Source organism: Fibrobacter sp., assembly GCA_024399065.1.
GTDB lineage: Bacteria > Fibrobacterota > Fibrobacteria > Fibrobacterales > Fibrobacteraceae > Fibrobacter.
Genome location: JAKSIB010000013.1, coordinates 16,237 through 41,753 on the forward strand (window position 1 = coordinate 16,237; position 25,517 = coordinate 41,753).

At 50.5% G+C, this 25,517-nt stretch carries 20 protein-coding genes, 1 tRNA gene and 2 pseudogenes; 13 read left to right on the top strand and 10 right to left on the bottom strand.

Annotated elements, in window-relative coordinates:
• Positions 1 to 70: 70 nt before the first annotated feature.
• From MJZ25_08030 to aspS, 7 genes are all read right to left on the bottom strand, one after another.
• Positions 71 to 1,744, bottom strand: a complete 1,674-nt coding sequence (locus MJZ25_08030; protein ID MCQ2124119.1) for a diphosphate--fructose-6-phosphate 1-phosphotransferase — start codon at positions 1,742 to 1,744, stop codon at positions 71 to 73.
• A 309-nt stretch (positions 1,745 to 2,053) separates the two neighbouring features.
• Positions 2,054 to 4,300, bottom strand: a complete 2,247-nt coding sequence (locus MJZ25_08035) for a CotH kinase family protein (protein MCQ2124120.1) — start codon at positions 4,298 to 4,300, stop codon at positions 2,054 to 2,056.
• A 288-nt stretch (positions 4,301 to 4,588) separates the two neighbouring features.
• Positions 4,589 to 5,320, bottom strand: coding sequence for an aquaporin Z (aqpZ, locus tag MJZ25_08040; GenBank protein MCQ2124121.1), 732 nt, complete (start codon positions 5,318 to 5,320; stop codon positions 4,589 to 4,591).
• Positions 5,321 to 5,484: 164 nt separating this feature from the next.
• Complete coding sequence (locus MJZ25_08045; protein MCQ2124122.1) at positions 5,485 to 6,087, bottom strand: hypothetical protein; 603 nt, start codon at positions 6,085 to 6,087, stop codon at positions 5,485 to 5,487.
• Positions 6,088 to 6,137: 50 nt separating this feature from the next.
• Positions 6,138 to 6,974: a class I SAM-dependent methyltransferase gene (locus MJZ25_08050; protein ID MCQ2124123.1), complete on the bottom strand. Its 837-nt coding sequence runs from the start codon at positions 6,972 to 6,974 to the stop codon at positions 6,138 to 6,140.
• A 44-nt stretch (positions 6,975 to 7,018) separates the two neighbouring features.
• The gene (locus MJZ25_08055; GenBank protein ID MCQ2124124.1) at positions 7,019 to 7,615 is read right to left on the bottom strand and encodes a hypothetical protein; all 597 of its coding nucleotides are present in this window, start codon (positions 7,613 to 7,615) and stop codon (positions 7,019 to 7,021) included.
• A gap of 69 nt (positions 7,616 to 7,684) precedes the next feature.
• On the bottom strand, positions 7,685 to 9,469 hold the full coding sequence (gene aspS, locus MJZ25_08060; GenBank protein MCQ2124125.1) for an aspartate--tRNA ligase: 1,785 nt from the start codon (positions 9,467 to 9,469) through the stop codon (positions 7,685 to 7,687).
• A gap of 441 nt (positions 9,470 to 9,910) precedes the next feature.
• Between aspS and MJZ25_08065 the strand changes: the two genes are divergently transcribed.
• The 10 genes from MJZ25_08065 (at position 9,911) to MJZ25_08110 (ending at position 20,397) form a co-directional block, all read left to right on the top strand.
• Positions 9,911 to 10,513 (top strand): ATPase, encoded by a 603-nt coding sequence (locus MJZ25_08065; GenBank protein MCQ2124126.1) that lies wholly within the window; start codon positions 9,911 to 9,913, stop codon positions 10,511 to 10,513.
• Positions 10,514 to 10,526: 13 nt separating this feature from the next.
• Positions 10,527 to 11,063, top strand: coding sequence for a DUF2764 family protein (locus tag MJZ25_08070; protein MCQ2124127.1), 537 nt, complete (start codon positions 10,527 to 10,529; stop codon positions 11,061 to 11,063).
• Positions 11,064 to 11,080: 17 nt separating this feature from the next.
• Positions 11,081 to 12,838: a V-type ATP synthase subunit A gene (locus tag MJZ25_08075; GenBank protein ID MCQ2124128.1), complete on the top strand. Its 1,758-nt coding sequence runs from the start codon at positions 11,081 to 11,083 to the stop codon at positions 12,836 to 12,838.
• Positions 12,831 to 14,132, top strand: a complete 1,302-nt coding sequence (locus MJZ25_08080; protein ID MCQ2124129.1) for a V-type ATP synthase subunit B — start codon at positions 12,831 to 12,833, stop codon at positions 14,130 to 14,132. The genes MJZ25_08075 and MJZ25_08080 overlap by 8 nt, the downstream gene beginning before the upstream one ends.
• Position 14,133: 1 nt before the next feature.
• Positions 14,134 to 14,766, top strand: coding sequence for a V-type ATP synthase subunit D (locus MJZ25_08085; protein MCQ2124130.1), 633 nt, complete (start codon positions 14,134 to 14,136; stop codon positions 14,764 to 14,766).
• Complete coding sequence (locus tag MJZ25_08090) at positions 14,763 to 16,697, top strand: ATPase (protein MCQ2124131.1); 1,935 nt, start codon at positions 14,763 to 14,765, stop codon at positions 16,695 to 16,697. The genes MJZ25_08085 and MJZ25_08090 overlap by 4 nt, the downstream gene beginning before the upstream one ends.
• Positions 16,698 to 16,736: 39 nt before the next feature.
• Positions 16,737 to 17,192, top strand: a complete 456-nt coding sequence (locus tag MJZ25_08095) for a V-type ATP synthase subunit K (protein MCQ2124132.1) — start codon at positions 16,737 to 16,739, stop codon at positions 17,190 to 17,192.
• 18 nt (positions 17,193 to 17,210) lie between these two features.
• Entirely contained in the window at positions 17,211 to 17,666 is a 456-nt protein-coding gene (locus MJZ25_08100) for a V-type ATP synthase subunit K (protein ID MCQ2124133.1), read from the top strand.
• A gap of 113 nt (positions 17,667 to 17,779) precedes the next feature.
• Positions 17,780 to 19,519: a chloride channel protein gene (locus MJZ25_08105; GenBank protein MCQ2124134.1), complete on the top strand. Its 1,740-nt coding sequence runs from the start codon at positions 17,780 to 17,782 to the stop codon at positions 19,517 to 19,519.
• 116 nt (positions 19,520 to 19,635) lie between these two features.
• Positions 19,636 to 20,397 carry a hypothetical protein gene (locus tag MJZ25_08110; GenBank protein ID MCQ2124135.1) on the top strand — a complete coding sequence of 254 codons (762 nt, stop codon included), beginning with the start codon at positions 19,636 to 19,638 and terminating at the stop codon, positions 20,395 to 20,397.
• A gap of 182 nt (positions 20,398 to 20,579) precedes the next feature.
• On the opposite strand, the pseudogene MJZ25_08115 reads toward MJZ25_08110, so the two are convergent.
• Together MJZ25_08115 and MJZ25_08120 are read right to left on the bottom strand one after the other, a co-directional pair.
• Positions 20,580 to 20,702: pseudogene (locus MJZ25_08115) on the bottom strand (LysM peptidoglycan-binding domain-containing protein).
• Between the two features lie 177 nt (positions 20,703 to 20,879).
• Positions 20,880 to 21,119 (bottom strand): annotated as a pseudogene (locus MJZ25_08120) (M23 family metallopeptidase).
• Positions 21,120 to 21,751: 632 nt separating this feature from the next.
• On the opposite strand from MJZ25_08120, the gene MJZ25_08125 reads away from it, so the two are divergent.
• The 3 genes from MJZ25_08125 to MJZ25_08135 all read left to right on the top strand — a co-directional run bounded on the left by MJZ25_08125 (position 21,752) and on the right by MJZ25_08135 (position 25,319).
• Positions 21,752 to 23,164 carry a glycine--tRNA ligase gene (locus MJZ25_08125; GenBank protein MCQ2124136.1) on the top strand — a complete coding sequence of 471 codons (1,413 nt, stop codon included), beginning with the start codon at positions 21,752 to 21,754 and terminating at the stop codon, positions 23,162 to 23,164.
• Positions 23,165 to 23,407: 243 nt separating this feature from the next.
• Positions 23,408 to 24,952: a GGDEF domain-containing protein gene (locus MJZ25_08130; GenBank protein ID MCQ2124137.1), complete on the top strand. Its 1,545-nt coding sequence runs from the start codon at positions 23,408 to 23,410 to the stop codon at positions 24,950 to 24,952.
• Complete coding sequence (locus tag MJZ25_08135) at positions 24,945 to 25,319, top strand: PAS domain-containing protein (GenBank protein ID MCQ2124138.1); 375 nt, start codon at positions 24,945 to 24,947, stop codon at positions 25,317 to 25,319. Before MJZ25_08130 ends, MJZ25_08135 begins: the two co-directional genes overlap by 8 nt.
• 111 nt (positions 25,320 to 25,430) lie before the next feature.
• Here MJZ25_08135 and MJZ25_08140 read toward each other — a convergent pair.
• Positions 25,431 to 25,506: transfer RNA gene (locus MJZ25_08140), tRNA-Asp, on the bottom strand.
• Positions 25,507 to 25,517 lie beyond the last annotated feature (11 nt).

A 25,517-nucleotide genomic window follows, 5' to 3' on the forward strand; every position in this document is an offset into this window, starting at 1 on the left:
AGCAGCAACCTGGCGCTGCTTTGCAGCGCAGGTTTTGCGGCAAGAAAATGCGTGTGCGAGCACCCGCGCTTTACTTGCCTTTCTTAACCTTCATGGCGCCGCGTTCCAGCTTGATGGTGAAGTTGGTAACGTCGCAAACTTCGCTGGGACCCCAGTACTGGATCGGACCCGGATAGGTGTAGGATTCAGTCTTGGCCCATTCTTCGCGGTTAGCAGCAAAGAACTTGAACGGAGCACCGTCGAGAACGACGAGAGCCTTCTGGATAACCGGCTTGTCTGCACCGTGACGGCGTTCCATGTTCATCATCATGGTGATAGGAATGCCACCAGCGGTCCACTTTTCGATACCCTTGGTCAGGTCGCGAACAGAGCTCATGTAGCCGTTCATCTTGTTGAAAGCGAGAACGGAAGCAGTGTAGCCCAGGCTGTAGCAGTAGTCTGCGTCGAAGTTGGACGGAGCTGCGCAACGGCCTTCGTAACCGAAGAAGTGGTTGAGAGCGGAGAACTTGCCCTTGAAGTTCTTGCGGCTCTTGAGTTCGCTCTTCACCATGTCGATGATGAGCTTTTCAGTTTCGATGAGGGAAACCTGAACGTTACCGTGGGAGTCGCGGTCCAGCATGAGCTGAGCCTGAACGAATGCCGGGAGGGAAACGAGAACTTCAGCAGAAGCCTTGGAAACCCACTTGCAGAGCTTTTCAACCTTAGCAGCGGTGTCGAGACCTTCGACTTCCTTTTCGTGATGAGCGAGGGCTTCGGAAAGTTCGGAAATGAGAACGCCAACATCCGGGATGAATTCCAGGAGGCCTTCCGGAATCAAAGCAACACCGAAGTTCTTGCCGTCAGCAGCACGTGCAGCAACGATGTCTGCAACATACTTGATGACCTGCTTCAGCTTCATCTTCTTAGCCTTGACTTCTTCAGAGATCAAGCAGACGTTGGGATGAGTCTGGAGAGCTGCTTCGAGTGCAATGTGGGAAGCGGAACGGCCCATGAGCTTGATGAAGTGCCAGTACTTCTGAGCGGAGTTAGCATCGCGCATGATGTTGCCGATGAGTTCAGAGTAGGTCTTCACAGCGGTGTCGAAACCGAAGGAGGTTTCGATGTATTCGTTCTTGAGGTCGCCGTCGATGGTCTTGGGGCAGCCGCAAACAACGCAGGAAGCGCCGTTAGCCTGGAAGTATTCACCGAGAACAGCAGCGTTGGTGTTGGAGTCGTCACCACCGATGATCACGATAGCGTCCAGCTTCTGAGCCTTGGCAACAGCCATGCACTTCTTGAACTGTTCTTCAGTTTCCAGCTTAGTACGGCCGGACTGGATGATGTCGAATCCACCAGTGTTGCGGTAGGAGTCCATGATCTTTTCGTTGATCACGATGAACTTGCCGTTTTCGAGGCCAGACGGACCGCCGAGGAAGCCGAGAAGCTTGGAGGACTTGTTGATGGACTTGATACCGTCGAAGAGACCTGCGATAACGTTGTGGCCACCAGGTGCCTGACCGCCAGAAAGAACAACGCCAACGTTCAAAGCCTTAGCTTCGCCAGCAGCCTTGCCAGCCTTCAGCTGAATGTAGGGAGCACCGTAGGTGTTGGGGAACAGAGCCTTGATCTTCTTCTGATCGCGGACAGATTCAGTTGCCTTACCCTTGTTGAGTGCGACATTGAGAGCGCCCTTACGGAGAGCGACGGGGAGTTTCGGCTGGTAGGCCTTGCGAGCCTTGCCGAGGACGGACAGATTGTCAGCCATTGTTTCTTCCTTTTGGATTTAAGTCCACCAAAAAGCGGACGGGTTAAAAAATCTACGCCGTAAAATATAGAAAAAATTTGGCGGGGGAAAAGTCCCCCTCGCTCACACCATGTTGTTCGCTACCCCCTTTCCTAGGGGGTGTGTAATTACTCACCCCCTAAAACCCCCGCAAGCGAGAGTCTCGAAAAATGTGCTTGCACAATTTTTCATGACCGAGCGCTAAGGGTTTCTGCAAGACTCTGGCAACAAAAAAAGACCTGCTTCCGTGAAGGTCGCAGGTCTGGGGGTTAGGAGGAAAATCGTTGCGGCTTACTTGAACTGTGCGGAGATTGTGGTTGCACCGTTGATCTGCACGATGTGCGGATTCTCGCTGCTGCCATCGGACCAACCCATGAACATTGCTCCAGAAGCGGGGACTGCCTCCAGCAACATGCTGTTACCGGCAAAGAACTTTCCATTGTAGCTGGAGCTGGGAAGCTTTGTTCCTTCAACAAGGACGGATCCCTTGCCGCTGGCGTTGATGGATACGCTAACTTCGTTTGAAAGGCCAAAGTACTGCATGGTTTCCTGCTTGAGGGTTTCAGTACGGTTTCTTGCAAACTGCATAATGTCGCTACCGTCCGGAGACCAGTGATATTTTGCCTGGTTGCGGGGCCATCTCTGTTCGTCACGCTGCTGTTCGGAAGAGGGGATGGTGGACATGATGTTCTGGAAAGCCTTCTGCACTTTTTCGTAAGTCAAGTATTCGTTTAGGAGAATGCTTGCCTGGTTGATGAATAGACGCTTGAAGTCGGGATTGGAAAGAAGCTTCTTGAGCATTTGACCGAGGGTGGTATTTGCACCGCCGCCAAAGCCGCCGAAACCACCGCCAAAGCCGCCCATGTCCCAGCCGCCCATGCCTGGCTGCTGACCGCCCTGGTTTCCACCATTGTTGTCCATGGTGGCGCTACCCAATACCCATTGGTACATGTTCTGGTTTTCTACATCAAAGCCCCTGATACCCGGAGTAAAACCATAACCATGGTCAAGGTCGAACATCATTGCCTTGAAGGGGATGCCTTTGTTGGGGCTACCCCAGAATCGAATATTGTTATTCGGCCAGTCTCCATTATGGGAGTACATTTCTGCGATCATGTACTGGGCAAAGCTGACCATGTTCAACTTTTCGGAAACCTGCTTGTAGGACTGGTTGTTTTCACCTTCGAAATTGCCGGTAGTAATTTGGTTTACCAACTGTGCAAATTCGTTGGCGGAGGCTTCGTTGGTACCGCTGGGGCACCATCCATTTTGATAGCCCTTGTCGCCGTTGCTGCAGTTCTTGACGACATTGATGGACTTGTTGTCGATGCCGTAGTTGGTTTCTGCAAAGCTGCGGTTCAAACGTTCACGCATGTCGTGGATGCCAAAATATTCGCCGTTGTAGAAAACTACAACCTGGCGGCTACGCTGGTAATCCACTTCGGTTCCTTCCATCAGGCTGGTGAGCATGGCGTCTTCTGCGTAGTCGGTCCAGAAGCGGTTACCATTGTTACGGAGATTGAAACTCTTGAAGCGTTTGGCTTCCGGACGGGTCTTGAAGAGGGAATACTTCAGACTCTTGTCGTTATAGAGGGAATCGTCCATCTTGATGGCGACGCTCTTCTTGGGCTTGTAACGGCTGTAGTTACCGATAATGGAAATGCCTGCGTCGATTTCCCAGTTCTTGGTCTTGGTGGAGCTTCCGTTTTCAAAGAATTCCACATGAACGGGGAGTTCGTCTTCTTTCCAGAAGTTGGCCTGTTTACAAGGTTCAGTACACTTGGGGTTGTTGGTGTCGTCACCGCCAACGTCTATGCCGCCCCACATGCCGCCGCCCTGGTTATTATTGGTCAGGTTACCAGTGGCATAAAGTCCGTCGGTAGAGTCGAACATGTCATGATGATTCACGGTCAATGCCACCACCGGCATGGAAACCCTTTCGTTTATGAAGTAAGTCTGGGTCGTTGTATCCAAGGCCTGGCCGTTCAAGAATTCAGAACAGCGGATGACAGTGTTTTCGGTAATCTGCTTGGCTGCCGTAATGGATTCGGAATTCTGGGTAGGGAAGGATCCGTCAAAAGTACACTTGACCTGGCCGCCCTGGTTTCCGCTGAGAGGCTGGATTGTCAGGTTGGAATAGAAGCCTGCTGCGGGCAGGTAGCTTTCCTTAGGGGCGTGGTTGTCGTTGTAATCCTTGAGACCGCTGGAAGAACTCTGTACAGGAGCCTTTGCAGAGGAACTGCTGGCGGCAATGCCCTGCTGGATCGAGGAACTGCTGATTCCAATACCCATGGAAGAACTGCTGAAGCCCATGCCCAGGGAGGAGCTGGACAACATCGGATTCGGATTGTTGGGGTCTGTAATCTGGTTGTTAGGATCGTTGGGATCTAGGGGGGCAATAGGGCCCAGATTTCCGTTCGGGTCTTCAATTTGAGAATCACCGAGGCCGGAATCTACAATGGAATCGTTTTCGCCGCTGCAACCGATAATCGCCGCACCTGCAATAAAAGGCAAAAGTTGGAATAATTTTTTATTCATGTTAAAAAACACCTGAAAAAAAGAATTCACCAAACAACCAATTTACCGGGTTCAAAATATATTCTCAATTTGATTATGAAATCTTTGTTAACCTATTGTTTACATGCTTATGTGTAAGAGGTGTGTAAATGTGATGGCCATCAATGGGTGTGGAACAAAAAGTACCGAAAATTTTGATTAAAAACGGCATTTTTGTGTAAAAATTTTTCATGGTGGTGTATACGAAAAAGGCCCGCCGGCATTACGCCGACAGGTCTTCCCTGAGAAAAAATTGTTTGATGAAGAGGTTTACTTCTTACCACATTTACATTCAGCCAAGCACTTGTAACCGAAGCCACCGAGAACGCCGCCGAGGATCGGGGCGACCCAGAAGAGCCACAGCTGTTTGATTGCGGTGCCGCCGACAAATACAGCTACAGCGGTAGAGCGGGCCGGGTTCACGGAGGTGTTGGTCACCGGAATGGAAATCAAGTGGATGAGGGTGAGGCAGAGGCCGATGGCAATGGGAGCAAAGCCAGCCGGAGCGCGGCCGTCGGTAGCGCCCATGATCACGAAGAGGAAGATTGCAGTAAGCACAACTTCGATGAGGAATGCGCTGCACATGCCGAAGGTGGTGCCGCCGAATGCGTTACGGCCGCCTTCGAGGGATTCAGACCAGCCGTTGGTTGCGAATGCGCCAACACCAGCGTTGGTGAGGTCCGGGTGTGCGATGCAGAAGAGAACTGCTGCAGCGATGATACCGCCGATCACCTGTGCAATGATGTAAGCCGGAGCTTCCTTAGCCGGGAAGCGACCGCCAGCGACCTGGCCGAGAGTTACAGCCGGGTTCAGGTGGCAACCAGAAATGTGGCCGAGAGCGTATGCCATGGTGAGAACGGTCAAACCGAAGGCGAGAGAAACGCCAACGTAGCCGATGCCAGTGTTGGGAACGCCGCATGCGAGAACAGCTGCACCGCAGCCGCCGAATACGAGCCAGAAAGTACCGATTGCTTCAGCAATTGCACGAGTAGAAAGTTTCATTTTTACTTCTCCATGAGTTATTCCGGACGAGCCGGGATTTCGTTTGGTAGCGAAAAAATAAAAAATGGACTTTGTACAAACTGCTAAAAACAGGTTATGTAAATGAGAAGTTTCAAAACCCGGTCTGTATTGTGAACTAGGTCACATTTGGTATAATGTTGGTCTTACGGCTGTTTTTGCACAAGCACATATCTGCTAGCGGGGAAGGCTTCTATTAGAACTTTACCTTGATACACCGTGTAATGGGATTGATTGATAAAGGTGCTGTTGTAGGTTGTGCGGGAAACTTCTATTTCAGAACCGCTACCAAATCTCAAATAGTAGTCCTTTCCAGACTTTGTACTAATTGTGTATTTGTGAACAACATTTTCTGTTTGAACCTTCGGAGGTTCATTCAGTCGTTCGGGGAAGGTGGAGAGGGGAAGAATTCCGAAACAGACAAATCCTGCTAAAGGAAGGCCTATCACTCCGATAAGCAGGCTCCTATCCCTTTTCTTGATATACTTGTCTTTTAACGTCAGTCGTAGGCCGATGCAATAGAACATTAGACCTGCAGCAAAGAATATTAAAATCGATAAGGTAACGAGTTGCGCTGTGTTGTATAGTTCGTACTGAACAAGGTCGTTCAAAAAGTTGTCGTCAATGACAACACCAGTGTTTACGAACGCAGCCTTCTTTGCACTCAGAACTGCGGTAGCCACGGCAAAAATGACCTCCAGAATTATCCAGAGGATCATAATGCTTTTTCTGTAGATTATCTTGTTCATGATCGCAAATCTTTCATTGGTCTACCACAGTTGAAGACCGATAGAAAGGCTTATTCTGCATGACCGAAGAATACGGTGGCGTGGTCTCCGTGTCCCTTCTGGTTGGCTTGCATGACTTTCTTGTTGATGTCAATCAGTTCAGTCTTCGTGAAGTACTTGGAAATCTCGTTGGGATTCTGCTTGAAGAAAGTAATGCCTTTCTTGTAGAAGTAGCTTCGAAGAATTGCAGAATTGTTGGAATCGTAAACGAATCGTGCAATTTTCATTCCATGCTGACGAGCCAAAAGGCTGAGGCTCTGCTGTGAATGAAGAACAATGTGGCGAGGCGCATCAAGTTGGTACCAGTTTTCCTGGTACATGTCGAATGCAATATTGGGGTACACCGGAAGAGTAATGCGTACAACGCCCTTGGGTGCAAGCAATCGCTTCAATGAATCAAACACTTCGTGTGGGTCGCTCATGTGTTCAAAGGAATCGTTCAACATAATGATGTCGAATTCACCTTCCATTTCATGAACGCTCTTTTTGTAAATCTTGACGCCGTTTTCGTAGACGATGTCTGCTTCGATAAAAGGATCGCAACCTACGGGATCCTTGACGCCATTTGCAGCCATGGAACAAAGCATCGCGCCGGCGCCGCAGCCCACATCGAGAATGCGGTGGGAGTCCTTGATTTCGCCCTTGGTCTTGGTATCCTTCGGCGTTGCGTAGCTGTAGTAACGTTCTCCGTAGAAGTCGCCGAGATTCTCCGGGACCTGGGCAATCTGCAGACACTTGCAATGAGGGCATTCGAAATATTCAAAGTTGCCTGCGTTATCAAACATCATCTCCTTTGCGAAGATGGATTTTCCTTCAGATTCCTGTTTGCAAATTCTACAAGTATGCATAAAAAGCCTCAAAGTAATTCTTTACAAAATATAATATACCGACTTTATTTGACTTTCAGTTGGTACTTGTCGGTAGGGTAGAATCCAATGTCTAAATCGCCTTGATAGACGATGAAATATTCCATTCCCAGGGGTGTGACTATATACTCGTCTTTGCTCACATCCACTTTGGTGCCGCTGTTGAATACGAAAGTGTAAGTGTGGCTTCGTTTGGATTCAGATGCTTGCTTGTCTATGATAAATTCTCTTTGGACAAAAGCGGGCTGGTCAGATTTAATGGATAAATTTTTGTTTATTGGAGTAGTGAATATTATAATGCCAACTAGGGGCGCGAACAAAACTCCTGCGAAAAACCATTTTTCGTTAAAGGACTTTGCGGGATTGCGACGTACTCTTACAAATTCAATGATAAAGAGTACAAAGCCTAAACCTGTAAGCGCAATAAGACCTGCAGCCGTATCCTGTAAGGCGTCATAATACTTGTACTGAACCAAATTACTCAAAAAGTTTTGGTCAATGAGAAATCCTTGGGGCGTATAGGGAGCCTTCAGCTTCATCATCACAACACAGATGATTGAAAGAATCACTTCCAGGATTCCCCAGATAATCAGTACGTTTTTTCTGTAAATGAGTTTGTTCACAAAGACAAAAATAAAAAAGCCGCGGGGCGTAAACCTCGCGACTTTTTAAAAGTTCCGTTGAAAGAACGATTAAGCCTTCTTGGGCATCTGCACAGCGATGTGGATGTCCTGCAGCTGCTGCAGGTCGACGTCGCTGGGGCACTGGTCCATGGGGCTAGAAGCGCTGGTGTTCTTCGGGAATGCGATGAAGTCACGGATGGATTCTTCACCTTCCATAGTTGCAACAACGCGGTCGAGACCGAAGGCGAGACCACCATGGGGAGGAGCGCCATACTTGAAGGCGTCGACGAAGAAGCCGAACTTTTCCTTAACCTGTTCTTCGGTAAGACCGAGGAGACGGAAGACCTTTTCCTGAACTTCGGGGTTGTGGATACGGACGGAACCGCCACCGATTTCAACACCGTTAAGAACGAGGTCGTATGCTTCAGCGTTGCAATCCTTCAGGTTGCCGGAGAGCATCATGTCCAGATGTTCAGGCAGCGGGTTGGTGAACGGGTGGTGCATAGCCATGTAGCGGCCTTCGGTGTCGCTGTATTCGAACATCGGGAATTCGGTGATCCAAACGAATTCGCGCTTCTTCGGGTCGCGGAGGCCCTTGATGCGAGCGACTTCGAGACGGAGCTGACCCATAGCGGTTGCAGCAATCTTTTCGGGACCTGCGATGAAGAACATCATGTCGCCGCACTTAGCGCCGACTGCATCGCGGAGTTCGTTGAGCTGTTCGGTAGTGAAGAACTTACCGACCTGAGTTTCAACTTCGTCATTTTCCTTGACGCGCATCCATACGAGACCCTTGGAACCGTACTTTGCAACGTAGGCGGTGAGTTCGTCGATCTGCTTACGGGTGAAGTCAACGCAGCCCTTAGCAGCGATACCGCGGATCTTGCCACCAGCGGCAACGCAGTTCTTGAACACGCCGAATTCGCTCTTGGCACCGATTTCGGAAACGTCATGGATTTCCAGGTCGAAGCGAAGGTCCGGCTTATCGGAACCGTACTTGAGCATAGCTTCAGCCCACTTCATGCGACGGATCTTCTTGGGAGGTTCGAAGTTCCAAACCTTACCGAGAACTTCGGTAACGAACTTGTCGAACATGCCCATCACGTCGTCCTGGTCCACGAAGGACATTTCCACGTCGATCTGGGTGAATTCCGGCTGACGGTCGGCACGGAGGTCTTCGTCACGGAAGCACTTGGCAATCTGGAAGTAGCGGTCCATGCCTGCGATCATGAGGAGCTGCTTGTACTGCTGCGGAGACTGGGGGAGAGCGTAGAACTTACCAGCGTTCACACGAGAGGGAACCAGGTAGTCACGTGCGCCTTCCGGAGTAGACTTACAGAGAACCGGAGTTTCGATGTTTTCGAAACCATTTTCATAGAAGAAGTCGTAGACAGCGCGGAGGAAGCGGCTCTTGAGCATGAGCTTCTTCTGGATCCACGGGCGACGGAGGTCCAGGTAACGGTACTGGAGGCGGAGGTCGTCGTTTTCCTTACATTCTTCGTTGGGGTCGTTAATAGCCAAAGGAGAAGTCTGGGCAGCGTTCAGAATTTCGAGTTCGCTGATCTTTACTTCGATGTCGCCGGTAGCCAGCTTTTCGTTGGCATTGCCTTCTTCACGGGCATAGACCTTACCGGTAACGCAAATCACGTATTCGTTACGGAGGGTTTCTGCATTCTTGATAACGTCGGCATTGTAGTCCGGATTGAACACAATCTGGGTCTTGCCATACTTGTCGCGGAGGTCAACAAAAATCACACCACCGTGGTCACGGCGACGGTCCACCCAACCACAGAGAGTTACGGTCTGGCCAACATCTTCCTTACGGAGCTGGCCGCAGTTATGAGTACGTTTCATTGTATTACCCTTTGGATAAAAAATTTACGGGGTGAAATGTAGAAAAAGAGAACTGTATTTGATGGCTTCCTTATAAAAAACTGCCTGTTTTGACTTCATTTTTCTCGTTTGTGTCGATCAATGGATTCCAAGTGCTACTTATCACGAAAAATTATGAGTTTATTCGCTATAAATTATGGTTTTTGGCGCAAAAAAGGCAATTGTTGAAAAATTTTGTAAAAAATGTCATGCTCGTTGTCGTTTCATCGGCGAAAAATGGTGCTTCATCGGCAAAATTTGACTTTTTTTGAAAAAAACGTTAAAAAATTGGTTCGTTTCTAAAAAATACTTGTATATTGGTATCGTCAATTTATGCTATCGGGTCCCGTATGGGATGTTTTGTGCTGTGCGCATGCATATATGGAACTTGGATGGATAACGTTTTTATTGGAGACAAATAATATGGCAGAAGATCTGCAATACCTTATGGAACGCATCCAGAAGGATGCCGTCGATAAAGCTGAAAACGAAGCTGCAGCAATCATTGCAAAGGCTAAGGAAAAGGCTGCTGAAATCGTGAAGGCAGCTGAAGAAGAAGCCCAGGCAAAGCTTGCCAAGGCCGATAAGGACGCAGAAGCATTTACAGAACGTAGCGAACGTACTCTCGAACAGTCTGCTCGCGATCTTCTCCTCTCTGTAGGCAAGAACCTCGAAAAGATGATTCTTGACCTCCTCTCCCTCCAGGTTGAAAAGTCTCTGGACGAATCTACTGTCAAGGAAATGCTCCTTGCTGTTGCCAAGAGCTACACTTCCGATGTGGAAGTTGACCTCTCCGAAGCCGATGCCAAGAAGCTCGCTTCCTTCGTCACTGGCGAATTTGCTAAGCAGGTTGCTGGCGGCGTCAAGGTCGAAAGCGATAAGGGTGTCAAGTTTGGCTTCCGCGTCAAGCTCGAAGGTGGCAAGGTTAGCCACGAATTTACTTCCGCAGCAATGGCTGATGCTCTTTCCGCATTGCTCCGTCCGCAGCTTGCAAAGGTTGTCAACGCTGCAGCACAGGCTAAGTAATTAAAGGCTATCAATGAGCGCTCCATCTTACTTAATGTCGTCGCTTCCCATGCTGGAACTGGGTGACGTGCCCCCGCTGACTATGGATGAATTCCGTAGCCGTTGCGAAGGCGTTCTCGACCAGCCTGAGTTGGAAGCTCTCGACGCGCTTTTGAATGGCGAAGAATCTGACGATGAATTCGTTGCAGCCTACCAGGCTCACGAAATCCAGATGAAGAACGTTTCCGGTAGGCTCCGTGCTCAGGCTTGGGGCCCCGAAGTTCGTTTCAGCGAACGTTCCTTCCCTGGCTACGACGTCACTTTCGCCAAGATGATTTCAGATGCGTTCGCCAAGGCAAGTCCTATTGAAAAAGAGCAGGACATTGACAAGGCTCGTTTCTGGCTCGTAGATACTCTCGCCGGTGTAGGGGAGGGTACTGTGAAGCACGTCTACGCTTATGCTATCAAGCTCCAGATTTGTGCACGTTGGGCCCGCCTTTCTGAAAAGGCCGGCGACGAAGCTGTTATCAAAGTTATTAATGCAAACGATCCTGCCTACGTGCAGGAATGACCGGAGGTCCATTTTCAATGGCTAGTATCGGAAAAATCATCGGCGTCAACGGTAACTTGATTCGCGTCAAGTTCGAAAGCGCCGTGTCTCAAAACGAAGTGGCATACGCCAAGCTGCCTTCCAAGACAGCTGACGGCAAATCCGAAATTATTCCGCTGAAGAGCGAAGTCATCCGTATCCGCGGCGACTACGCAGAACTTCAGGTGTTCGAAGACACCACCGGCCTCAAGGCTGGCGACGAAGTTGAATTCACCGGCGAACTTCTTTCCGTTGAATTGGGCCCGGGCCTTTTGACCCAGGTGTTTGATGGTCTTCAGAATCCGCTGCCTGAACTTGCAGAACAGTGCGGCTTCTTCCTGCAGCGCGGTAAGTACCTGCCGGCACTTCCCCGTGACAAGAAGTGGGCTTTCACTCCGGTTGCTAAGCCGGGTGACGTTCTCGTTGCTGGTGACACCATCGGTACCGTACCGGAAGGCGTTTTCACTCACCGCATCATGGTGCCGTTCAAGGTTCTCGGTAAGGTTACCGTCGAATCTGTCGTTGCCGCTGGCGAACATGTCGTTGAAGACGTCGTCGCAGTAGTCAAGAACGAAAAGGGCGAAAAGATTGAAATCAAGATGGTCCAGACCTGGCCGGTGAAGATGCCGATCAAGGCTTTCGAAGAACGTCTCCGCCCCACCAAGCCGCTGACCATGCAGCAGCGCATTGTGGATACCTTCTTCCCTGTGATGCAGGGTGGTACCTTCTGTACTCCGGGTCCTTTCGGTGCCGGTAAGACCGTGCTTCAGCAGCTCATGAGCCGTTACGCTGACGTGGACATCGTGATCCTCGCCGCTTGTGGTGAACGTGCAGGTGAAGTGGTGGAAACCCTTCGCGAATTCCCTGAATTGATCGACCCCCGTACCGGTCGCTCCCTCATGGAACGTACCTTGATTATTTGTAACACTTCTTCCATGCCGGTGGCTGCTCGTGAAGCTTCCGTTTACACTGGCGTGACCCTGGCTGAATACTACCGCCAGATGGGCTTGAACGTGTTGCTCCTTGCTGACTCTACTTCCCGTTGGGCTCAGGCTCTCCGTGAAATGAGCGGCCGCTTGGAAGAAATTCCGGGTGAAGAAGCCTTCCCGGCTTACCTCGAATCTGTGATCGCAGCCTTCTACGAACGCGGTGGCGTTGTTCGCCTGAAGGATGGCTCCACTGGTTCCGTGACCATCGGCGGTTCCGTTTCTCCGGCAGGTGGTAACTTCGAAGAACCCGTGACCCAGGCTACCCTTAAGGTGGTGGGCGCATTCCTCGGCCTTTCTCGTGAACGTTCCGACCAGCGCCGCTTCCCGGCAATCCACCCGTTGGATTCCTGGTCCAAGTACGAAGGCATCATCGATTCCAAGAAGGTTGCCGATGCTCGTCACATCCTCGCTGCTGGCGTTGACGTCAACAACATGATGAAGGTGGTGGGCGAAGAAGGTACTTCTATCGAAGACTTTATCACTTACCTCAAGTCCGAATACCTCGACTCCGTCTACCTGCAGCAGGACGCCTACCACGAAATCGATGCAGCTTGCACTGGCGACCGTCAGAAGTACGTATTCGACAAGGTCTATTCCATTTTGAAGACTCCGATGTCCTTCGCAGAAAAGGACGTGGCTCGTACCTTCTTCCTGAAGCTTACCCAGGCTACCAAGGACTGGAACCGCGTCGCCATGGATTCCGCTGAATTCAAGGATATCGAAGCAAGTATTTCCGCTTCCGTTAAGGAGGTAACTGTCAATGCATAATGTTGCTTACCATCGTATTGAACGCATCGCTGGTTCTGTGATTTCTTTGCGCGCCCAGGGCGTTGCAAACCAGGAACTGGCTCAGGTCACTAGCTCTTTCGGTACTTCTCTCGCTCGCGTGATCCGTATCGATGGCGACATGGTTGACCTTCAGGTCTTCGCCGGTGCCCGTGGCGTTTCTACCGACTCCGAAGTTCGCTTCCTCGGTGAACCCATGAAGGTTCCCTATTCCGAAGCTCTCCTCGGCCGCGTATTTAACGGTGCTGGTCAGCCCCGCGACAACGGTCCGGAAGTTGACGGCGAACGCATTACCATTGGTGGCCCCTCTGTGAACCCGGCAAAGCGCGTGATCCCCAAGACCATGGTGCGTACCGGTATCCCGATGATCGACGTGTTCAACACTCTCGTCGTTTCCCAGAAGCTCCCGATTTTCTCTATCGCTGGTGAACCGTACAACGAATTGCTTGCTCGTATCGCTTTGCAGGCTGAAGTTGACGTGATCGTTCTCGGCGGTATGGGCCTTAAGCACGATGACTACCTGTACCTGAAGGACTTCTTGGAAAAGAATGGTGCCCTCAGCCGTACCGTGATGTTCATGCACACCGCATCTGACCCCATCGTGGAATGCTTGCTGGTGCCTGATGCATCTCTCGCTGTTGCAGAAAAGTTTGCAACCGAAGGCAAGAACGTTCTCGTTCTTTTGACCGATATGACCAACTTTGCAGACGCCATGAAGGAAATCGCCATTACCATGGAACAGATTCCGTCTAACCGTGGTTATCCTGGCGATCTCTACTCTTCTCTCGCTAGCCGCTACGAAAAGGCTGTGGACTTCACCGACGCTGGTTCCATTACCATCCTCGCCGTGACCACCATGCCGGGCGATGACGTGACCCACCCGGTTCCGGATAACACCGGTTACATTACCGAAGGTCAGTTCTATCTCCGTAAGGGCCGTATCGAACCGTTCGGTTCTCTGTCTCGTTTGAAGCAGCAGGTGAACGGTAAGACCCGTAGCGACCACCGTACCATCATGAACACCATGATTCAGCTTTACGCTTCCTACAAGGAAACCTTGGAAAAGCAGTCCATGGGCTTCAACATGAGTAACTGGGACCAGAAGCTCTTGAAGTACGGTCAGCGTTTCGAAAAGGAAATGATGGACCTTTCCGTGAACATTCCGCTGGAACAGGCTCTCGACTTGGGTTGGGCAATCCTCGCAGACTGCTTCGAACCTGAAGAAACCGGTATTCCTTCCAAGATGATCAATCAGTATTGGCCCAAGAAGGGGTAATATGGCGAAGGTCAAGTTAACCAAAAACGCCCTCAAGGCGGAACGCGACGCATTGAAGCGCTTCCAGCGCTATCTGCCCACGTTGTTGCTCAAGAAGCAGCAGCTGCAGATGGAAATGCGTACGCTCCAGGAGAGGGTGATGGCAAAGCGCGAGGAGGAAGACAAGCTCCGTAAGAGCATGGCTTCCTGGATTTCGCTGTATGCCGAACCTATCGACTGGTCGAAATACCTGTCGGTGAAGGAAGTGCGTCAGGGCGAAGGAAACATCGCCGGTGTTCGCATCCCGACATTCGATGGGGTAGACTTTAATATCAGCATCCCGGACTTCTTTACAACGCCGGTTTGGCTTGATGACGGTATCCGTTCCCTGCAGGGTCTTATCTCTCTGCGCCTGGAACGTCGTGTTCTTGAAAAGCAGTACGAACTGCTTTCCATGGAACTCCGCACCACCAGCCAGCGCGTTAACCTCTTCGAGAAGGTTAAGATTCCGGAAGCCAAGGACAACATCCGTAAGATCAACATCTTCCTGGGTGACCAGCAGACTTCTGGCGTTGCACGCTCCAAGCTTGCCAAGGGTAAGTCCACGGCTCGTGCCGCTGCACAGGATGCACAAGCAGAGGGGGCAGCCGCATGATTACCCCGATGAAAAAAGTTACCATCCTTACGGTGGCTGATGCCGTCGATGAATCCCTGGCCGCTCTCCGCGCCATGGAAATCATCCACGTGACTCCGCTCCAAGCCGCCGCAGGATCCAAGTTGAACGCAGCCAAGGGCGAACTGACCCGTGTTCAGAAGGCTCTTGAAAACGTTCCGGAAAAGGCTCCCAAGGGCGTTACCGCCATGGCTTCCGACGCTTCCGTTTCTGGTGTATCTCTGGTGGATGAAATCCAGCAGTTGATGGCAGATTCCAAGCAGGCTGAAGCCGACAAGGAACAGGCCGAAGAAGAACTTTCCAAGCTTGCAAAGTTTGGCAATCTGGATCCGGCTACTGTTTCTGCCCTGGCACAGAAGGGTGTCTTCGTCAAGCTCTATGTGGCTGACGTAAGAGTGGACTCTTTTGATGTGGATGGCGCAGGCTCTATCAAGGAATTCGGTTCCGACGACAACGGTACCTATTACGCCGTATTCAGCACGGGCGAAGCTCCTGTGGCTGTGACTGGCCACTATAGCGAAATCGCTATGCCGGCCAAGTCTCTGGCAGAATACCGCGAAATGGAAGCAAATGCCAAGGCAACGCTTGCTCGCGTAGAAAAGCGCCTCGGTGAGCTTTCCGGCGTCAAGAACCAGATCGAAAGCCGCCTTTCCGAAGTTACCGACGATTATAAAATGGCTGAAACTGCTGCCGGCATGGTCGGCGACAGTAACGTCGCTGCACTTCAGGGCTTCTGCCCGGCTCCCCGCATTGCCGAACTTCAGGCTGCCGCCAAGAAGAACGGTTGGGGCCTCCTGGTAGACGATCCCACCGAAGAAGATAATGTTCCGACTCTTCTGGGCTATAACAAGCTTACCAAGCCCATGCAGTGCCTCTACGACATTATCGGTATTTCTCCGGGCTATAATGAAGTGGACGTCAGCTCCGTGTTCCTTTGCTTCTTCAGCATATTCTTTGCAATGATCGTGGGCGATACCGCATATGGTCTCCTGTTCCTCGGTCTTGCATTGTTTGCCCGCAAGAAGATGCCTAAGGCAAATTCCGCCGCATTCCATTTCATCTACCTGATGAGTGGCGCAACCATTCTGTGGGGCGTCATCAACGCAAGCTTCCTGGGCTTTACCCCGGAAATTGCTGGATGGAGCTACTATCTGGATATTGCCAACTACAATTTCCTCCCGGAACCCATCCGTAATGCGCTCTACTGGATTCGCAGTACTGCTCCCACGGATCCGGCCCGCTTCGAAGTCTACAAGCAGTTCTGCGAAGGCTTTACCGCCTTGCCTGCAACATTCATTCCGAAGGCCGCCGGCGCAAGCCAGATGCAGCACATTCAGCTGTTCTGCTTCTGCATTGCTGTGGTTCACCTGACCATTGCTCACGCATGGAACGTGGTGGTTCGCTTCAAGCGCAAGTCCTCCACCTTCATGGCTCAGGTGGGCTGGCTCATGGGTGCCTGGGTGATGTTCTTCCTCGCTTGCAACATGGTGCTTGGTATCGAAATGCCTGGCTTCGTCATTCCCATGTTCATCGTGGAAGTGGTGCTTCTGCTCCTGTTCTCTGTGCCGCCTAGCCGCCTCAAGCAGGACTTCATCAGCATCCCCATGCTCGTGTTGGACATTGTGAACAGCTTTACCGATGTCATCAGCTATATCCGTCTCTTTGCAGTGGGTATGTCTGGTGCCGCCATCGCCGAAGCTTTCAATGGCATGCTCTCTCCGCTGTTTGGCTCCGCCATCGGCATTGCAGGCGCTGCTTTGATCCTTCTGTTCGTACATGGCCTGAATATCGCCCTCGCCGTCATGGGTGTGGCAGTTCATGCAGTACGTCTTAATACACTTGAATTTTCAAATGGCTTGAACCTTGAATGGAGCGGCTTCGCTTTTACTCCGTTCGCCAAGCAAAAAAATTAAACCAAGGGATAATTCCCGCTAATTAATGAGGATAAAAAAATGGAACCGAATACAATGGTGACTCTCGCTAAGATGGGCGCAGCTGCTGCTCTCGGCATTGCAGCAATGGGCTCTGCCCTTGGTTGCGGTACTGCAGGTATGTCTGCAATTACCGTATGGAAGAAGGCTTACGCACAGGGCAAGGGTGCTCTCTTCACTCTGCTCGTGTTCGTCGGTGCTCCGATTTCCCAGACCATTTACGGCATGCTTCTCATGAACTTCATCTTGAGCAGCGCTGCTGCTGAAGGCTTTACCAACTGGGGCGGCTGCCTCGGTGCAGGTATCTTCGGTGGTCTCGGCATGATGTGCTCCGCTTGGTACCAGGGTAAGGCTGGTGCAGTGGCTTGCGACTCCCTCGGTGAAACCGGCAAGGGCATGGTGAACGACCTCATGGTTCTCGGTATCGTCGAAACCGTGGCTTTGTTCGTGCTCGTGTTCTCCATGATGGTGCTTTAATCCTAAAGGAGCAACTTTATGGATAATGAACAGCTTTTAACCTTGGCAAAGCTCGGTGCAGTGGCCGCTCTCGGTCTCGCTGCTATGGGTTCTGCCATGGGTTGCGGTACAGCCGGCATGGCTGCTATCGGAGCCTGGAAGAAGGCTTACCTGAAGGGTAAGAATGCGCTCTTTACGCTTCTTATCTTCGTGGGTGCGCCTATCGCTCAGACGATTTACGGCATGCTTCTCATGATGTACATCCTGAACAAGTCTGCTGCTGCTCCCGAAAACTGGGCCGCTTATCTCGGCGTAGGTATTTTCGGCGGTATCGGTATGCTTGCTTCTGCATGGTACGTCGGTAAGAGTGCTGCTGATGCTTGCAACGCCCTCGGTGAAACCGGTAAGGGCCTGGTGAACTACCTGATGGTGCTTGGCGTGGGTGAAACCGTTGCCTTGTTCGTCATGGTGTTCTCCATGATGCTGGTGAGCTAATAGGCTCGAGGTTCGAGGCACGAGGTCGCTCGTGAGCTCGCTTCGGGAAAATACCTTGTCAAGAACCTCGTTCGGTTATGCCGAGCGAGGCTCTTTTTTTTAAATTTGGGTCTGTGATAAACCTCCAACAGCGCTTTGCCAAGTTTTTCGTTATTAACGGATACCTGCCCAAGATTTTCTTGGCAGCGGTTATTGGCTGCGTTACAGGTCTTGTGGCGGTGGCTTTCCATTTTGGCTTGGAAAGCACCAGCGCATGGATTCGTGGACCATGGACAGGGGAGGATGCACTCCCTTGGTGGACCTTCGCCATTATGCCGGCCATTGGCGGCTTGATTGTTGGCTTTATCATCTATAGGCTGGCTGACGCTCCCGAAACAGCGGGGCAGGGCACCGACAACATGATCAAGGCCTTCCATCACGAAGGCGGAAAGATCCGTAAGCGCGTGGCTCCCGTCAAGTTCATCACCAGCATTATTACCCTTTCTACAGGCGGAAGCGCCGGCTACGAAGGCCCTGTTTCCCAGATTGGTTCTGGTGTAGCTTCCACTATCTGCAAGTTCTTTAAGGTCCCGCGATCGCTGCGGGGGCAGTTCACCCTGGCGGGCACTGCTGCGGGCTTGGGCGCTATCTTTAAGGCTCCTCTTTCGGGGGCATTGACCTCCGTCGAAGTCCTGTATCGCGAGGACTTTGAATCCAACGCGTTTGCCACTTCCATTATTTCCTCCGTCGTGGCCTTTACGGTCTATATTGCGTTTGTGGGAACGGCCCCTGCCATCGCTGATGTGCCGGTTTTCCCCTTCACCAATGGTGCGGAACTTTTGGCCTGCGCCTTCCTGGGCATTCTTTGCTTCCCGTTCTCCTACCTGTATGTTCGCTGCTATAACGAATCCGAAACCAGGTTTGCCAAGTGGAACAAACCCAACTGGATTAAGCCTGCTGTAGGTGGCGCTTGCGTTTCTGCCATTATCTGGGCTTACCCCGAAGTGGCTGGCGGTGGCTTTGAATTCATCACCGAAATCATGCACGACATGATGCCCCATACGGTTCTTGGCGTTTTCATTTTGCTGGCTATTGTGCTTGCAAAAATTATCGCTACAGCTCTTACGGTGGGTTCCGGCGGATCAGGCGGCGTGTTCGGTCCCTCCCTTTTCATTGGCGGTGTTCTTGGTGCAGCCTTCGCTGGCGTTATCGAACTGATTGCCCCGGGCGTTCTCCGTAACCCTGAAATGTTCATTCTGGTGGGCATGGGCGCATTCTTTGCCGGTGCAGCCAAGGCTCCTATTGCAGGCGTGGTCATGGTCTGCGAAATGACCGGAAGCTACAGCCTTTTGCCGGGCCTTTTGATTGCCGCCGTGATGCACATTGCCTTCTCACGCCCCTGGAGCATTTACAAGAGCCAGGTCCAGAACAAGTTTGCTAGCCCCGCACACCGCGGCGATATCGACCAGGATATTCTGCGAATCACCACCGTAGGCGAAGTCATTGAGCATTGCGATATGAAGGTCCTCAAGGCAGAGGATTCCCTGGCTGACGTACTGAAGGATATTGAAGTCAACTACGTCTATCCGGTGTTCGATCAGGGCCGTTACATCGGTCTTTTGGATATGTCCGTGGTGAAGACCGCCTACATTTCCTCTCCGGACTTGATCCAGCATTTGCTCATTTCAGACTGTACCGTAAAGGCTCCCATGCTTACGGACACCACAGACCTCCACACCGCGCTTCGCATCTTCGTGAACAACAAGATTCAGGAACTTTGCGTCAAGGACGAAAGTGGGGAAGTCATCGGCACCCTAAGCCACGACGCCATTCTCAAGGCCTACGATAGAATTGTCAATCAAGCCAGGGAATAATTTTCTTTACCCGAATTTGCTCCGACGATGGATACGAAAAAAGCGTATATTTAAAACGTCAGATTAATGAATATGGCTTGCGGAAAACCCTCTATAAAAAAATCTACAAGTCCAGTATGAAAATGAAATTTTTTATTGTCTTTCTGTTAGCTTTTAATGTTTGCGCTCTGGCGAAAGATGACATTGCTTTTGCTGATGGAGAAAATTATAAAACAGAGCTGATAACACAGGATTATTTTGATGACGTTAAGTATCTTGCTGTGCATGTGAAGGAATTTTTTGAAACTTCGCAACTTCTGCCCGATCAAGATGGCTTTTATATAACTATGGGAATGTACAACCATTCCCATAGTTATGGCCCAGGCGATGGTGTTGTTATCGCTTTTGTTGCAAATAATTCAAGAAAATTAAATATGCTTCGCTTGTTGCCGTATCCTTGTGAGGCTCCTGAGATTTATAAATGCCGGAAGTGTCTTAAGAAATATATTTGGAAAGACAAGGACGATTTTATGGAAAAATGTACTTCAAAGTCGCAAATATCCGATAGCTTATACGCACTGCTTCAAAAGTTTATGGATGAAAATCGCATGTCTATTTCAGGTACTGTAAAATCACCTCTATATCTTTATTCAAGGCGTGGCGTACAATGTAATTGGAATGTTTTTAGTATCATACGTCGCAATAAATCCGGAGAAAATAAAATTATTAAGATGGTTCCCCCAGGTTGTATAGACAACGAAATGAAAATGAATAAGGAACTTGATGAGTATATTTATTTGTATGAGTATTTCTATGCTCTTTTCCATGAAAATTTTAAAGAATGTCGTTGGAATGTTTTTACAAATAAAAAGAACTTCAACAAATGCCTTAGTTATTGATTTTGCTATATTAAAAAGTGGACTATAGCGTGATTTAATAAGAGGGTTGCATAGTTACTATACGTCGTGCAAAAAGTTGTTTGTCAAAAAAAACGGCGCAGTCTTCGGACCGCGTCGTTTTTAATTGCTTTGGATTGTTTAAACCCGAGGCCTGGGGCCTCAAGCCTCGCACCTTAAGAACATCTTAGCACTTGGCCCGGGCGGATCATGTTTCCCTTGATGTTGTTCAGCTTTTTCAGCTTGGTAATGGATATGCCGTACTTCTTGGCGATTTTTCCCAGGCAGTCGCCGCTACGGACCTTGTAGTAACGGTGCTTGGAGAGTTCCTTCTGGTATTCGTCTTCTACAGCCTGAATCTGATTCTGATCGATTTCAGCCATGGCACTGACGAAGGATCCTTCCTGGAAATTGAATACGGTGGTGGGGTCGATGTAGACGCCATTGTACTTCATTTCAAAGTGGAGGTGTGCGCCAAAGGATCGGCCTGTATTACCGCCAATACCGATAGTATCGCCAGCCTGCACTTCGTCACCGATATTCACCTTCCAGCTAGCCAAATGGGCATAGAGGGTGGTAAGGCCATTGCCGTGGTCGATAATCACGTACTTGCCGTAACCCTTGCGACGACCCTGATTGCGGACCAGCTTTACCTTGCCGGAGAATGCCGCCACGATGGTGCGGTCTTCGCCGTGGCAGAGGCCCAAGTCAACGCCGCGGTGCATACGGTAGGTTCTCATGCCGTAGGGGCCAGCGATGCGGCGGCTTTCGGTGGGAATAAAGGCGGTGGTCATGTCCAACACCAGCTTGTTGGAAAGCTTTGCGGAATCCTGCTGGAGGCTATCCATGGCGGAACCCATGGCTGCAGCCAGTTCGGCATCGGCCTCTTCCTGGGACATTTCCTTTTCGTCGTCGGCTTCCTGGTTGTCGGCGGAATCGGTGGTGGTGTCGGCTGCTGCCACTGCGTCTTCGGAGGCGGGGGAGTCGGCAATTGCGGAAGCCGGGGCATCCACGTTGCCTGCGTCAGCGGAATCCAAGGAGGCGTTTCCAGAGAATTCGCTTTCGGTAACCTTGTCTGCCACAACTTCTGTGGTTACGGAAGCAGAATCTTGCACAGATTCAGTCAAATTAGCAGAATCACCCTCGTTGGCCCAAAGGGCTACGGGCAATGTGCAGAATATGGCGAGTCTTTTCAAATTCATAAGTATGAGGGCAAAGATAAGTTATTTCCCCCGGTTTGTCACTTATGTAAGTTTTTTTCTATATTTTCCGCCGTCAGGGCCTATCATCCAGGTAGGTTCCTAGTCCGGCCCAAGGATATGCCTCAAAGAAGGTTGGCCGAAAAAGGATATATAAAATGGCAAAGAAAGTTCAAGACGCCCTCAAAGACATCATTTCCCTCTGCAAGCGCCGCGGTTTCATTTTCCCGGGTTCCGAAATTTATGACGGCCTGGCCAACACTTGGGACTACGGTCCGTACGGTGTTGAACTGAAACGCAACATCAAGAACCTCTGGTGGAAGAAGTTCGTTACCAGCCGTAAGGATGTGTTGGGCCTCGACAGTTCTATTCTTTTGAACCCCCGCGTTTGGAAGGCTTCCGGCCACGTGGGTAACTTCTCTGACCCGCTGGTTGACTGCCTCGCTTGCCACGAACGTTTCCGTGCAGACCACCTCCTCGAAGAAAAGCTGGGTGACGGCTGCTGCGCCGGCAAGAACTTTGACCAGATTGCCGAAATGATGGTGGAAAACAAGATCGAATGCCCGTCCTGCGGCAAGACCGAATTCACCAAGCCCCGCGCATTTAACCTCATGTTCCAGACCGAAATCGGCGTTATCGAAGGCGAAGGCAACAAGGTTTATCTCCGTCCGGAAACCGCTCAGGGTATCTTCGTTGACTTCAAGAACATCGTTGACAACGTCCGCCCCCGCATCCCGTTTGGCGTTGGCCAGATCGGTAAGTCCTTCCGTAACGAAATTACCCCGGGTAACTTCATCTTCCGTACCCGCGAATTCGAACAGATGGAATTGGAATTCTTCTGCGAACCGGGCACCGAACTTGATTGGTACAACTTCTGGCGTAAGTACTGCTTCAACTGGCTCATCAAGGATCTTGGCGTGAACGAATCCAAGCTCCGCCTCCGCGAACATGCCAAGGAAGAACTTTCTCACTACTCCAACGGTACCACCGACGTCGAATACGAATTCCCGTTCGGTTGGGGCGAACTGTGGGGTATCGCAAGCCGTACCAACTTCGACTTGACTGCTCACCAGAACGAATCCAAGGTCAAGCAGGAATACATTGATCCGGTGAAGAACACCCGCTACGTTCCTTACGTTGTGGAACCGTCCCTCGGTGTGGAACGCTTGCTCCTCGTTCTCCTCTGCGACGCTTACGAAGTCCAGAAGCTGGAAAACGATGAACGTACCGTTCTCCACTTCGACCCGAAGGTTGCTCCGGTGAAGGTTGCCGTTCTCCCGCTGGTGAAGAAGGGCCAGGTCAAGGCTAAGGCCGAAGAACTTTACGAACAGCTGCTCCAGCGCTGGAACGTGGAATACGACGAAACTCAGTCCATCGGTAAGCGTTACCGCCGTCAGGACGAACTGGGTACTCCGTTCTGCGTCACCGTTGACTTCGACACCGTTGGCGAAGGCGAATCCGATCCGGCAAAGCTTGGCTACGTCACTGTCCGTGAACGTGACTCCATGAAGCAGGAACTGGTGAAGATCGACGAACTGGAAGCATACCTGGCTGCAAAGCTCGGTTGCTAGTTTAGTGATTAGTGGTTGGTGGTTAGTGGTTAGGAATGTAATTTAACTACTGTTTACTAACCACTGTTTACTAACCACTTATTAGGTCACTCCCGATTTTTTTCGGGGTGGCCTTTTTTTGTGTGATGTAGAACGCATTTTCTACCGAAATTGTTTGTTTTTTAGGCAAAATCCATAAAATTTCCCATTTATATAGTAGATTTTGTTTTGTATACAGTATAAAAAGGATGTTTGTAATTCCACATGCTCAAATGGATTAAGAATTATTTGCTTTACGCCAAGGTGGACCCTGTCGAGCTTGCGAAGGTCAACGACGCGGTCTCCGAAAGCAACAAGAAATCCCTGGGGGCCTACGCTCTCATGGGTGTGGCCTTTTTTACGATCATGTTCATTATTTCTGCGGTTTCAGCCGTGGCCTCCTTGAACAGCAATGTCATAGCATACTCCTCTGCCGCGCTCCTTTGTGCAGGAATCTTTGTTGCAACACGGTTTGTGACCAAGAAGAGCCCGAAAACGGTTCTTTTCCTCATGTACTTGTTCAATAGCGTGTTGCTGGCCTTTGGCCTCTATATCGCCTTTGTAACATCGCCTGATCGCATTACCGTTTCCCTTTTGGTGATGCAGATGCTCACCCCGCTGATTTTCACGGACCGCCCTTACAGAGCCTTTATTTGCGCTGCTGTGCTGGATCTGGTTTTCATCCACTTGGCAATACAGTTCAAGCCCGCTGATATTCTCGTGTTGGATATTCTGGACGTGGTCATTTACGGCTTTATTGGCCTTGTGGTGGGCTCCTACATGAGCCGAATGAAGTTCGAACGTTTTGTTCTGGAAAACAAGGTGGCCGAACTGAATGGCGATGAAGAGCTTAATCACTATATCCAAGCCATGGCCGACATCTACATTACGGTTGTTCAGATTGATGTGAAATCCGGAGCCTTCCGTGCCATAATCAACAAGACTAACATGGTGGAATTCGATGCCCATGAGGACTTTGGCAAGCAGCTTCGCCTGGCTATGAAGGATGCCATTGACGAGTCTTGTCAGGACGCAATTTTGCACTACTGTGATATTCCTGCCGTGGCGGAATCTTTGAAGGGCAGGCGCACTGTAACCCAGGAATTTTTCGGCAAGCGTCTTGGCTGGTGTCGAGGCCGTTATGTGGCCGTGGGTCCCACTTCCAAGGGACGGGTTCCGGAACAGATTATCTTCGCTATCGAAAATATCAACGAGCAGAAGAACAAGGAAAACGAACTTATCACCGCCGCCGAAACGGACTTGATGACCGGCCTCTACAACCGCGTCGGAGGCGTCAACAAAATCAAGCAGGCGCTCCTGGCAAACAAGCCTGGCATGCTTTGCCTTTTCGATATAGACAACTTCAAAAGCGTCAACGACAATTATGGCCATCAGGTTGGCGACAAGGTAATTATCGCTGTGGCCGAGGCAATGCAGACTACCTTCCGCGACGAAGATATTCTGTTGCGACTTGGTGGAGACGAATACGTGGCCTTCCTGAACAAGGTGGGCTCAGAAGAACAGGGCATGTTGGCTATCGGCCGACTCTTTGCGGAAATTGAGAGGATTCTCATTGATGAAATCCCGGATTACAAGATATCCGTAAGTATTGGTGCCTCTTTCTTCAGAAAAGATTCTAATATTGACTTCGATACATTGTACAAGCAGGCCGACGACTGTACTTATCAAAGCAAGAAGGTCGAAGGCAAGTCTTTCACCTTCTACCGCGAAATATCCCGCGATTTTGATTCCAGGTTAATGAATGCTTAATCCGTTTTTCAAGTCCGTTCTAGATCAGGACGATACCGCCATTGTCATCTGCAATTTAAAGCACGAAATCATCTATATGAATCCGAAGGCTTGCGAAGCACAGGCCAAGCGTGGGGGAGCCGCTCTCATCGGCCGCAACTTGCTTAAGTGCCACAGCCCGGAATCCCAGGAGAAAATCCTCAAGGTGATGGCCTGGTTCCTGGCGGACAAGTCCCACAACTGGGTGCACACCTTCTTCAACGAAAAGCAGAACAAGGACGGCTACATGATCGCCCTCCGTGACGAAAACGGCGAACTTATCGGCTACTACGAAAAGCACGAGTTTCGCACCAAGGACGAAACGCCCTTCTACACTATGGCGGATTAAGATGACGCATGGAATAGACGCTCGGTAAAACGGGCGTTTTTTTTTGTGGTCTTTCTATCTTGCGTAGGGTATAAATGCAAAAAAGGATCTCTTTTCAGAGATCCTTTTTAGCGGGATAGACGAGGCTTGAACTCGCAACCTCCGGCGTGACAGGCCGGTGCTCTAACCAAAATTGAGCTACCACCCCAGTGGTTTGTT